The 11,514-nt window shown below is 59.2% G+C and carries 15 protein-coding genes; 14 read left to right on the plus strand and 1 reads right to left on the minus strand.

Annotated elements, in window-relative coordinates; translation table 11 throughout:
* Positions 1–4 precede the first annotated feature (4 nt).
* The 14 genes from AC1RQ5_RS14560 (at position 5) to AC1RQ5_RS14625 (ending at position 10,298) form a co-directional block, all read left to right on the plus strand.
* Positions 5–430, plus strand: coding sequence for a hypothetical protein (locus AC1RQ5_RS14560; protein ID WP_493199872.1), 426 nt, complete (start codon positions 5–7; stop codon positions 428–430).
* A 14-nt stretch (positions 431–444) separates the two neighbouring features.
* A complete protein-coding gene (locus AC1RQ5_RS14565) occupies positions 445–786 on the plus strand; it encodes a GTA-gp10 family protein (protein WP_493199873.1) in 342 nt (113 codons plus the stop codon).
* Positions 786–992, plus strand: a complete 207-nt coding sequence (locus AC1RQ5_RS14570; RefSeq protein WP_493203435.1) for a phage tail assembly chaperone — start codon at positions 786–788, stop codon at positions 990–992. The genes AC1RQ5_RS14565 and AC1RQ5_RS14570 overlap by 1 nt, the downstream gene beginning before the upstream one ends.
* Positions 989–2,890 carry a tape measure protein gene (locus AC1RQ5_RS14575; RefSeq protein WP_493199875.1) on the plus strand — a complete coding sequence of 634 codons (1,902 nt, stop codon included), beginning with the start codon at positions 989–991 and terminating at the stop codon, positions 2,888–2,890. The genes AC1RQ5_RS14570 and AC1RQ5_RS14575 overlap by 4 nt, the downstream gene beginning before the upstream one ends.
* Entirely contained in the window at positions 2,887–3,645 is a 759-nt protein-coding gene (locus tag AC1RQ5_RS14580; protein WP_493199876.1) for a hypothetical protein, read from the plus strand. The genes AC1RQ5_RS14575 and AC1RQ5_RS14580 overlap by 4 nt, the downstream gene beginning before the upstream one ends.
* On the plus strand, positions 3,642–5,384 hold the full coding sequence (locus tag AC1RQ5_RS14585) for a hypothetical protein (protein ID WP_493199878.1): 1,743 nt from the start codon (positions 3,642–3,644) through the stop codon (positions 5,382–5,384). The genes AC1RQ5_RS14580 and AC1RQ5_RS14585 overlap by 4 nt, the downstream gene beginning before the upstream one ends.
* Positions 5,385–5,431: 47 nt before the next feature.
* Positions 5,432–6,115, plus strand: coding sequence for a hypothetical protein (locus AC1RQ5_RS14590; protein WP_493199880.1), 684 nt, complete (start codon positions 5,432–5,434; stop codon positions 6,113–6,115).
* 51 nt (positions 6,116–6,166) lie between these two features.
* Entirely contained in the window at positions 6,167–6,517 is a 351-nt protein-coding gene (locus tag AC1RQ5_RS14595) for a hypothetical protein (RefSeq protein ID WP_493199882.1), read from the plus strand.
* Positions 6,517–7,347: a hypothetical protein gene (locus AC1RQ5_RS14600; protein ID WP_493199884.1), complete on the plus strand. Its 831-nt coding sequence runs from the start codon at positions 6,517–6,519 to the stop codon at positions 7,345–7,347. The genes AC1RQ5_RS14595 and AC1RQ5_RS14600 overlap by 1 nt, the downstream gene beginning before the upstream one ends.
* Positions 7,344–8,954: a LamG-like jellyroll fold domain-containing protein gene (locus AC1RQ5_RS14605; RefSeq protein ID WP_493199886.1), complete on the plus strand. Its 1,611-nt coding sequence runs from the start codon at positions 7,344–7,346 to the stop codon at positions 8,952–8,954. Before AC1RQ5_RS14600 ends, AC1RQ5_RS14605 begins: the two co-directional genes overlap by 4 nt.
* The gene (locus tag AC1RQ5_RS14610; protein WP_493199888.1) at positions 8,954–9,253 is read left to right on the plus strand and encodes a hypothetical protein; all 300 of its coding nucleotides are present in this window, start codon (positions 8,954–8,956) and stop codon (positions 9,251–9,253) included. The genes AC1RQ5_RS14605 and AC1RQ5_RS14610 overlap by 1 nt, the downstream gene beginning before the upstream one ends.
* A 105-nt stretch (positions 9,254–9,358) precedes the next feature.
* Entirely contained in the window at positions 9,359–9,721 is a 363-nt protein-coding gene (locus tag AC1RQ5_RS14615; protein WP_493199890.1) for a M15 family metallopeptidase, read from the plus strand.
* 146 nt (positions 9,722–9,867) lie between these two features.
* Positions 9,868–10,065: a hypothetical protein gene (locus AC1RQ5_RS14620; RefSeq protein WP_493199891.1), complete on the plus strand. Its 198-nt coding sequence runs from the start codon at positions 9,868–9,870 to the stop codon at positions 10,063–10,065.
* Positions 10,065–10,298 (plus strand): hypothetical protein, encoded by a 234-nt coding sequence (locus AC1RQ5_RS14625; protein ID WP_493199893.1) that lies wholly within the window; start codon positions 10,065–10,067, stop codon positions 10,296–10,298. Before AC1RQ5_RS14620 ends, AC1RQ5_RS14625 begins: the two co-directional genes overlap by 1 nt.
* A gap of 249 nt (positions 10,299–10,547) precedes the next feature.
* On the opposite strand, the gene AC1RQ5_RS14630 is transcribed toward AC1RQ5_RS14625, so the two are convergent.
* On the minus strand, positions 10,548–11,486 hold the full coding sequence (locus AC1RQ5_RS14630) for an ArdC family protein (RefSeq protein WP_493199894.1): 939 nt from the start codon (positions 11,484–11,486) through the stop codon (positions 10,548–10,550).
* Positions 11,487–11,514 lie beyond the last annotated feature (28 nt).

Here is an 11,514-nt window from a genome sequence, read left to right on the forward strand (position 1 = left end):
CGACATGAAAAAGCTCCTCCTCGCCACTACCGCTTTGGTCTGGGCTGCTGCGTGCTTTGGTGCTGTTGATGCACATGCGCAACAAGCGTCCTTCGCGACAACGGATCTGAACGCAGCAGGCATCACCACTGGCTTGCTGATGCAAACCAGCTCCAGCCCGACCTATGTCTCCAATGACGGCGAAACATTCGTCGTCATGAAGCAGGCCCCCACCGCTGTCACTGCCACCATCCGCACGCAAGCCACACAGATGAGCCAAGCGGGTTACGGCACCGTGACCCTGAATGACCAGGTTGTTTCCATCCCGTCCGGCACCGGTGTCGTTATCGCTGGCCCGTTCCCGACCGGCCGCTGGAATACCCAGTTCAGCACCGTGAAGATTGACTTCACGGCGCCCGTCAGCATCACCGCATTACGTCTGCCGCAGTAATGCTTCCAGAGAAGATGCGAAACGAGGCAACCATCACTCTCGATGGGACCGATTACACCATGCGCGCGACGTTTAGCGCGATACGAGCCGTTGAACGCGACTTGAAGACCGGCCTTATCCCGCTCATTGAGCGCATCGGGCAGGGCGACGTTGGTCTGGAGATGGTGGCAATCATCGTCTTTCACGGCTTGCGCGGCTACGACGACAAGGCAATGACGCTGGACCAGGTTGGTGAAGCGATCATGCGCAGCGGCCTCACGAAGGTCACGCTGCAAGCTCTCGACTTCCTCTCTTATGCCATGAGCGGCGAAACGCTGGGAAAGCAGGAAGCGCCGGAGGAGAACCCAGCCGGGTAATCCCATGGGCGGATGTGATGTCGTCCGCCCTCGGTGTTTTGCGATGGACACCGAATGTGTTTTGGCAAAGCACGATGTATGAGTACACTGCTGCTATGAAGGGTTATCTCATCTCCAAGGGCGCCAGTGTCGAAGGACCGTTGACGCGCGAGGAGTTTCTTAAGATGAAGCGGGAGGACGAAGCCAACAGAAAGCGAGGTAATTGAGCACAACTCTCGACCAACTCGTCGTCCAGCTTTCCGCAGACATCTCCGGCCTTAAGACCGAGCTTACTAAAGCCACTGGCGAGATCATGAAGTTCAACAGCAATGCGCAGCGGCAGACGAAGCTTACGCAGGAAGCCGTTGACGGGCTTACCCGAAAAGTCCGCGAGTACATCACGGTATGGGCAGCGTACCGCGTCGGACGTGGCATCATCGACGCAGGCGTGCAGCTCCAGTCCCTCCAGAATCGAATGGTGGCCGCGACGGGCGATGCGAAGGTGGCCGCTGACGCGCTCACCTTCCTTCGAGAGGAGTCAGCACGGCTAGGGTTAGACTTCCGCAGCACCGCCGACTCCTTCGGTAATTTCTCAGCGTCGGCCCTGCGTTCGGGGATGACGCTCCAACAGACGAAGGACGTCTTCACCGCTGTCGCGGAAGCCTCGACGGCGCTGCACCTCTCCACCACGCAGACCCAGTCCGCCTTCCTTGCGCTGGAACAGATGGCGAGCAAAGGGACCGTGCAAATGCAGGAGCTGAAGCTCCAGCTCGCACAAGCTATTCCCGGCGCCTTTGAAATCATGGCGAAGGCCATGGGTGTGTCGGTGACAAAATTCAATGAGATGATCTCGAAGGGGGAGGTCCTGGCGACAGACGCGCTCCCACGTCTCGGCGAGGAGCTTCACCGACAATTCGGCGCACGGGCCGTAACGTCAGCCGACAGCGCGCAAGCGGCGTTTAACCGCTTGGGCAATGCGCTCTTTGACCTGCAGAACCAGGTCGCGAATGGCGGCTTCCTCGATGCCATCACAAAGGGCGTGAAAAACCTCACGGATGCACTGAATGACCCTGCCACCAAACAAGGTCTCCAGGACTTCGCGACACTCCTCGGGCAGATTGCGGAGTTCTCGCTGAAGGCCGCTTCCGCCATCGGGTCATTCTTCGCTCAGGCGAACGACCGAAAGGAGGCGGTCGCCGAGCTGGCGAAACTTGGTCGCGCGGCCACCCCGGACAATGTCGCTGACATGGTGAACACCATCCAGTTGCGCCGTCAGGTCATCGGGGCGAGCACGTCGCTCGGAGGGGCTGGCCCGACCGCTTCAACGCTCGGTGGCTACACGCTGGGGACGCCTGCGGTTCCCACAAACACCGCAGCGGCGGAGAAAGCCGCACGCGCCCGCGCCGCGTTGGCACAGAAGGTATCAGGTATCGACATGCGGAATGCGCGCGAGTCGGACCCGCAGAAGGCCGCTGCGCTTGAACTTGAGGAACAGCAGAAGACCTTGAAGAAAGCGCTCGACGCCAAGGCAATCACTGAGCAGCAATATCGCGAGAAAAGCATCCAGGCGGAAATCGCCTATCAGGACCGCCTCACGGAAATTCGCCAGAAGGCGGCGGACATAGAGACCGGCATCCGCGAGGACACTCTCAACAACATCGTGGGCTTCCTGCAAGTGTTCGCCGGAAAGAACAAGGCCATCGCGATGGCGCTGCTTGTCTTTGAGAAAGCCCGGGCAATTGCGCAAGCGATGATGGCGACCCACGTCGCCGCCACCACGGCTCTCATCTACGACCCCACCGGTGTTACGTCGGCGCGCGTGACGGCGATGGGATATGCAAACGTCGCTGCCATTGCTGCGACCGGTATAGCCCAGCTCGCCACTATGGGGGGAGGAGGCGGCGGTAGCGGCGGCGTAGGCAGCGGCGGTGCCGGTGGCATGTCGAGTGGAGATAGCAGTGGTGACCAGGCATCCACAGCGGCGCCATCGCAGAAGTCCGTTTACATCAACCTGACGGGCGATGATGCGGCGCTCTATTCCAAGGTCACCATCCGCAAGATCATCGAAGGCATCAATGACGCCCTGAGCGACGGAACCCGCCTCAATCTGGTGTCCGTATCATGACCACGTCGAACGCCCGCATCGGTTACATCAATCTGCTGGAGAACGGCACGGTCGCGGCGTCCAGCGAAAACGCGAACTTCCCCGTGGCAAATGCCTACGACTGGATTACCGGCGACTGGTTCAAACCTGCGGCTGGCGGGACGGTCAACATCGATCTCACGCTCTCCGTGGCTGCCTCGGCGGATTACTTCGCCTTCTATGGGCAGAACCTTTACAGCTTGGGCGGCTCCATCAAGCTTCAATGGTGGAACGGCACGGCTTATGTGGACTGCTTCGGTGCGATCAGCCCGACCGACAATTCCCCGCGGATGGTGTCATTCACCAGCCAGACCTCGACAAAGTGGCGCGTGGTCATCGTTTGCGCTTCGGTCTTCTCGTTGTCGGCGATCTCGTTCGGGCCGCAGCTCACCCTCCCGTATGGGATGTACCTCGGCTGGACGCCGCCGGTGCTCGCCCGCGAAACCACGCTGGTCACCAGTCGGGCGGACGGCGGCGCCTTCCTCGGCCGGAGCGTAATTGCTCGCGGAGTGTCCACCACCATCGTCCTCCAGGGAGCGCCTGACGATTGGGTGCGGGCGAACTGGCTCCCATTCGTGAAGGTGGCTGAAAAGCGCTCCTTCTTCTTTGTGCCGGACATCGTAGGGCGTCCGGCAGAGGCGGTTTACTGCTGGGTGGAAGACACGGTGCCGCCGCCGACACAGGCTTATTACGGGTACATGGGCGCAACTGTCCCCATCAAGGGCTTGGTTGAGTGACCACGTTCGACAGCCTCCGCATAAAGGTCGGCCGCAAACCGATTACGGTTGTGGAGCTGGTGCTCGATGCCTGTGCCAACGTTTACGGCACGGCACCGTGCGCCGCCGCCGTGGGTCTGACCGGCACGCAAAAGTGCTTCAACACCTATAAGTCCTGCCAAGACACCGGCAATTACGCCAAGACGACCAAGACTTACAAATTCACTGAGGACTCGTCGTTCCTGCCAATCGGCGAGAATGTCTTTCCCTGCATAACGGGGGTCGATGTTGCGCCGACCCAGCTCGACCCCAAAGGCTTTGCGGTCAGCGCGTCGGTCACGGTCGCACTGAAGGACTTTCCCCACCACGACCGGGGCGTTGACCCCTACGCATCGACGCGAGCCTACATCGCGAACGGGCAGGGCTCCTTTTTCGGCAAGCTACGTGCGCGCAACCCGTACCTGGAAAACCGGGTGATGAAGGTGAGCACCGGCTACATCGACGATGACCGGGTCATCTACACGCAGAGCCGCACATACTTCATCGACCACATCGAGGGGCCTACCGCGGACGGTACGGTGCGGATTGTGGGGAAGGACGCGCTGCGCTTCGCGGACGCCGAGAAGGCAAAGGCACCGGCCCAAAGCTCTTCCACCCTGGCTGCGGCTATCAACAACACCGCGACGTCGATGACATTGTCGCCGAGCGGCATCGGCGCGAGTTATCCGGCATCTGGCACGGTCCGCATCGATGATGAGATTATCCGCTACACCAGCGTGTCGGGGGACGCCCTGGGCGGTCTCACGCGGGGAAGTGACGGGACAACGGCAAGTGCACACGACCTGAACGGGAAGGTCCAGCTCTGCCTTCGTTATACGGCTCAGACCGTCCCCTACATCATCAATGACCTGCTCACGAAATACGCCGGTCTCGACCCATCGTTCATCACGCTGGCAGACTGGATGGTGGAGAACGACAACTGGCTCCCAACCTTCACCTCCACGGTGCTCATAACCCAGCCGGAGGGGGTGAAAGACCTCATCGAGGAGATCATCGAGAGCACCGGCTGCATCCTGTGGTGGGACGATATCGGCGCACAGGTACGCTTTAAAGTCATTGCACCGCCACTTCCGACCGCGCCACCCATGCTCATCGACGAAACGAGCAACATTCTCGCGGGCTCCTTCTCGGTCTCTGACCTTCAGAAAGAGCGAGTAAGCAAGGTTATCACCTACTATTTGCTCAAGTCGCCGATTGCGGACCTTCGAGCGGAAAATTTCAAGAGCGTGTCCATCGTTGCCGATGTGACGGGTGAGGGCGTGAACGGATACGGCACAGCGAATGACCGGACCATTTATAATCGCTGGGTGCCGACTGACCAGCTCGCAGCCGAAATCGGCGCACGCATCCTCGGTCGATACAAGGAAACTCCGAGACAGATCACCTTCGACCTGGACGCGAAGGATGCCTTGAAGACGGGCGACCTGGTGGACGTAAAATCGCGTCTTATCCAGGACCAGTATGGCAACCCACTGGTCATCCGCTATCTCGTCACGGAAACCCGCCCCACTGCGATGGGAAGCAAAAACACCTTCGTGGCCTTGCAGGCATCAAACACCGCGGGCAGTGCGGCGCTCTTTGCACCCGATGCGACCCCAGACTGGACGTTGGCCAGCGACACGGAAAAGCGCTCGTACATGTTCATCAGCAATGACGCTGGCTTCATGAGCGACCTGACGATGGGTCCACATATCGTTTGACGCATCTTCTCATTCGCCCGATTATCGAGCGAGAGAAAGCTCGATAATTGACGAACTATACCACGCTGACGGACACCGCTCTTTCGCAAGATAAGCCGGTTACGCAGTCAATCGCTCGGGCGTTTCGCGACAACCCGCTCGCGATTGCGGAAGGTTCGAGTGGGTCGCCGGTCATCGTGGGCCTCAACCCCAGCGCCATCTCCAATGTAACAACGCCAGTCGCCGCACTCACGTTCACCGGACTACCAGCTTCTGACCTCATTGAATTCGAGCTGTTCAATCTACGCCCCTCTACGAACGGCGCGGCATTACAGTGTCAGGTATCGACAAACGGCGGCACCACCTGGGTGAACAGCAGCTACTCCTTCGTTAAATGCATCGCAGAGTATGTCTCAGGCTCGGGCACGGTGGTGGGCGAGGGCGGCTCCAGTCTTGGTGCCTTCAACATCAGCCAGACATCGGGCGGCGTGAACAACGGCAGCAGTAACGGCGTAAGCGGGATACTGTCGCTCTTTAACCCTGGCTCGATCACGCTGCTCAAGGCGGCGACGTGGGCTCTGAACCACTGGAATGGGTCAACATCCGGCATCGTGAACGTCAATGGTAGCGGCACCTTCGGCGGTGTTTCCACGAGTGCGACCATCAACGCTATCAAGTTCTTCTATTCGAGCGGCAACATATCCGCCGGGCAGATCACGGTTCGACCACGTCGGGCGCCTGTCACGAACTAATTGCCAATGGATGCGATTGCCGCTTTAATGAATCAACGAAAGATAAGAGGAATGAAACTTCTTCTCGGCCTAACTCTCGCGCTTCTGCCACTGGCGGCGCATGCGGAGAACGGGGACAACCAAAGCATCTACCAGGTCAGCGAGACCATCACGGTCCCAGTCGGTTCATCCAGTAACCGCTCGCCTCTATTACCAAACAAGACCCGAGCCGTTCGCGTCGTAACAACCAGTAACGCGCACATCAAGTTCGGCGGAAGTTCGGTTACGGCCGTCTCCGGCTCAACCTTTGTCCCGGCGTACACCCCAGAGACGTTTAAAATCCAGCCAACCGACGGCAACTATGTCGCCGTGATCCAGGACAGTGCCGCTGGTACCGCCTACATCGATCTGATGAACCCTTAATGGTTCGCGCAGGCTTCCCCGGACGCTTTGGTCCTATCAAGGCCGCTGTAGCGTCTGGTGGGACTGCTTCGGACGTCGATGCGCAGGCATGGATTAACGCGGGTGCGGTTGCGGACCCGGTACGCGCCGACAACCTTTTTCGCGCGCTTAAAGCCGTTGCTGGACCGACGAGCAATATGTTTGCTGACATCAAAGCGGCAGGAGGGACCATTCAGGTATTCCGTGGCTTGGAGAGCCTGGGGACTTCTGTGCCAGATTTATACGCAGCAAAAACCGCGACTCTGGTCAACGGTCCGACATCTGCGAAGGCAACAGGTGTTACCCTCAACGGGACAAGCCAGTACATCAGCAGCGGTCATACCGTGGTCCAGGCTGCAAATTACTTCTTCATCCTCTTCTGCAACCACATTACCTTCACCAACAATGACGGCTTGATTTCCGATGCGGACGTGACGACCCCGGCTTTCGATATGATTCAGCGCACGGGGCAGATTTTCCGTAACACCGTGACGAAGGTGGGCGGCACGACAGGTCTGCGAGACAGCGCCGCCGCATACACCAACGGCATCGACTATCAGCATGGCTTCCGCATCGCCGCGCAGAGCGGGCAGCCATACTCCAACGTAGCAAGCGCTCAAGCCTTCACGACCGACGGGACCGCGCTTTCCATCGCCGCTGATATGCGCGCGGCTGATGGCCCGCTGAAGCTGGGCCGGTCGGGTGTCAACTACGCCAATATCCAGGTCCATGCCTTCATTGCTGCGCCCTTAGCCGTCAGCGCCGCTCAACAGCAAAACCTTGTCGATGCCGTGGAGGTGTTTTTCTCATGATTCCAACCGATATTTCTAACTGCATCGCCTGGTATGACCCGCAGAAGTATAAGACCCTCGCTACCACGCCGGTCACCAAGACCTTCGACCTCGCCTATGTGCAGGCGGCGAGCGGCCAGCTACGCCTTTGCACGTCCATTCCCGACCAATCCGGGTCCGGTAACACCATCACCGAGTTCACCTCGGGGAACGGCGTGGGGCATGACTGCCGGTGGTCGAACTTCCGGCACTGCTTCTACAACGCCGCCGCGAGCAAGGCGATGGTCTCGACCATCTACAACCGCTTCTCAAGGAACTACACATGGAGCTTCACCTTCCAAACGGGAAGCGTGCTCGGAACTGACGCGCTGTTTGGGGCTCAGGATGGCTCGGGGCGCCGTATGTCAGTTACGCTCGGCAACACCGGGCAAATCACCTTCGGATACGGCAACGCGTCGGAATCGGTCACCGGCCTGCTCGCCGTTAATACCTATTACCACTTGATTGTCTCATGGAGTAACACCACTGGAACCATCACGGCCTATCTCAACGGCGTGCAGGTTACGTTCGCTAGCCCGACCTACACCATTCCTGTTGCTGACTGCACCATTCCTCTGCATTTCTTTGCTCGCAACAACAACGGAACGGTGACCGACTTCACCAACCTGATTGGGGTCGGTGACATCATCGGATATGAGAAAGTCCTCAATGCGACCGAGCGCCTTCAGCTTCAGCGGTACATGGAGCGGCGTTGGAAGAAGGATCTCATTTTCATCACCATCGACAGTGCCGGGCAGTCGCAGGAACAAGGTCGCACGACAGTGGCGGACTGGCCGAACGTGCCAGAATATCAAGGGCCAACCGCGCCCGACGCCCATGACTTCCGCGTGCTGCAATATGGTCGCGGCGGTGATGATGGCCTAATCATCCTCGGGTGCCAGTCGTTTGACCATTGGGACATCACCGCCAATAACGACGTCGGTCCTCACTTGAACGCCTGCAAGACTTATCTGGCTTACATGAATAACCCGCTCTACGAGGACCGGGTTCGCATTGTAATCCAACCTGGAGCCAAGGGGGGCTCCGGCATTTACAACAACGGCGGCGGTCAGTCGGGCACTTCGCGTCAATACTGGGTGGCAGGCGACCCCATCTATGACCAGTTCCCAACGCGCTCCAATGCGATGAAAGCCTTACTGCCGCACTATCAGCAGCTCTTGATAAGCTGGCACCAAGGCTATGCTTCCGGTTCGGATGGCGTCACCAAAGCCCAGCACGTCGCGGCACAAGATGCACTCTTCAATTACTTCCGCAGCGGGGTGATGAACGGTGTGACAGCCTCCACTCCAATCGAAATCGGAAACCTCGGGGGCTTCTTCACCGCGCCGGGAGGCAATCAGGTCAACATCAATGCCGCAATCAACGAGACGCCTCTGCGTATGTCTAACATCGGCGTGACCGACCTGATGGATATGACCGGCTCCGCAGGTCAGCCGGGCGCCGTCATGAGCGACGGGCTCCACTTAGACCCTCCTTACGCACGCATCTTTGGCAACCGGAAGGGGGCCACCTGGATTGCACTGGCGCCTCAACCGATGAACATCACCTATGGGTTGCTTGTGGTTTAATGGCTAGCGACGAACTCATTATCCAGCTCCTGAATAGCCGGTTTGATAATCTCGACCGGCGCCTCGACGTCCTCGATGCGAAGAACGACCAGCGCGACCTGCGCGTCAATACGATGGACGCCGACAACAAAAAGGAAATTGCCGACCTCCGCAAAGAGCTGGGCGACATGAAGGGTGACATTATCGGGTTCAAGGCATCGTGGAAGACCGTCACGGTCATCGCCACACTGCTTGCGACCTTCTTCGGCTGGCTCATCAGCCTTGCTCCCGGCCTTTGGAGAATGCTCCAGCACAGCTAATGGGCTTTCACCTCAGCACCCGGTCTATGCGGAACCTCATCGGGGTCCATCCTGACTTGGTGAGGGTGGTCCGGCGGGCCATCGAGCTGAGCTCAGGACTTCGCCGTGGCAGACGGTCTCCGCACACAAGAAGAGCAGAGAAGGGCGGTCGCGCGCGGTGCCAGCAGAACGACGCTCTCGCGGCACCTCACGGGCCATGCGGTAGACCTTTGGAGCTTTTGTGATGGGAGGGCCGTGCCGGACTGGAAAACCGCTCCGACGATTGCCCTGGCAATGAAACGGGCGTCCCAGGAACTGGGTATTCCGATTGAGTGGGGCGCCGCATGGGACCGCAGATTGACCGAGCTGAGTGACGATATGCTGGCCGAGCGCGATGCGTATATCAAGCGCGCGAAGGCGCGGGGCATTAAGCACCCGCTGTGCGATGGTCCGCATTTTCAGTTGCCACGAAAACAATACCCTGCCTAAAATTCCTCACTTGCTCTTCGGTCCCTACCGGGGAATGAGAACGGGAAGTCGCCATGTCTCCTCCCCCCCCTCGGCGCGGCTTCCCCATTTTTCTTTGACAAGATTCCGCGCGCGGCTCAGGCTTTACCCAATGAAAGGGTAAACCCGTGCAAGCCATCATCGACGCCTTCAAACTCATCACCAAGAGCTGGAAGCTCTACGCCATCTTATTCGGCCTAGGCGGTACCGCCACCGTACTAGGCACTCTCCCGCATACCGAAAACGTGAGCAATATTCTCGGCGAGCAAATCACCGCCGTGAAGCTCAAAATCGGTACTGCCGCCAGCCCCACCATCGTCCAGTAATGCTCACATGGCTCGCCGGTCTGATTGCAGCGTTATGGGAGGCGCTGAAGCCTTTCATGAGCCCGGTGGGTGCGGCGGTGGTTGGTGCCGAGCTGCAGAAGGGTGCTGACGCCTATGAAGCGCTGGACCGCATTGAAAAGGGTGACAAAGCTGCTGCTGCTACTCGCGGCTGGTCTCCTGATGACCGCATGCGGTACCTTGAACAGCGAGGCCGGGTGCGCGACCTATCGTAGGTATGCGCCGTCCGTTTCCACCCACGACACGGCCGCGACTATAGCCGATGTGACTGCTCTTGACGCCGCGATGGAAGCAGCGTGCCCATGAAGCGCCTGTGGTTTTCGCTGCTCGGTGCTTTCGCGATATGGGCGGGATACCATGCCTATCATGACTACCTGACCGTCAGGGCTCTCTTTCAATAAAAAAGCCCCCGTGGTGAGCGGGGGTGTCCAATGAGGGACAAGTTACCCCTGGTGGGGGCCTCGTTAGAACGCGATGGAATCGTCCATTTCGCGTTCTGATTGCTCGCGGGTTCTCATGGGCTGTCGCTCGACGTCAGGGGTGTCTTCCTGGACGGCGTGTGACTGCTCCGCGATATAGTTGGCTGCCTGGCTGGCATAGCTCGCCGCCGTGAAGATCGCCCGGTTGTCATCGCCGAGAATCTTCAGCCAATGGTCGATGTACGAAGCCGAGCGGAAGGTGCCGGGGATGCCGAGCCTGGCGCAGGTGAAAGCACTTCCCAGCTCCGCGACCAGCTCTTCAAACGAGTAGGCTTTGTCGCCGAACCGCTTGCCGAACTGGCGGTCCAGACGCTTCTTCGCGCCGGTCCAGTGAGTGCCTTCGTGCCAGAGCGTGCCCCAATAATCGGTCTCGCTCTTGAAGCTCCCGAACGGGGGCATGCACACCTCGTCGCGGCCGGGATAGTAAGCAGCCCGGTTGCCGCCGTGGATGACCTTCATGCCGCAGTCCTTCATGAGCTGAAGGGCGTTGTCATGGGTGACATCTTCTTCGAGCAGCGGAGGGGCTTCGAGATACTGGGGAGGGACGTTGTCGAGCTGAGCGAGGTTGAAGACCGGATAGGCCTTCATCATCGTGCTCTTCTTCTCTTTCCCTTCCTCCTCGGTAACCATCCGTTTGACGAACACTACCTGCGCCGCCTTCTCGCCCTTACGGACGCTGGCGCCGATGCTGTTTGCCTGCTGGAAGGTCGCCCAGCCGTGGGTGGGATAGCCCTTGTCCAGCGCCGCCGCCCACAGAATGAGGACATTGATGCCACTGTAGGGACGGCCGGAGACGGCATTTCCCGGAGTAAGGTTGACGCCCTTTGGCTGACCGGCCCACGGCTTTACCCATGGTGGTGTTCCTTCCTTCAGCTCGGTTATGATACGTTGGGTGACGTACTCGTAGAGTTCTGATGTTTTCATCGGAGCCTCGAAAATGCAGGCAGCCGCC

This window comes from Tardiphaga sp. GW821-FHT12E02 (assembly GCF_058807155.1).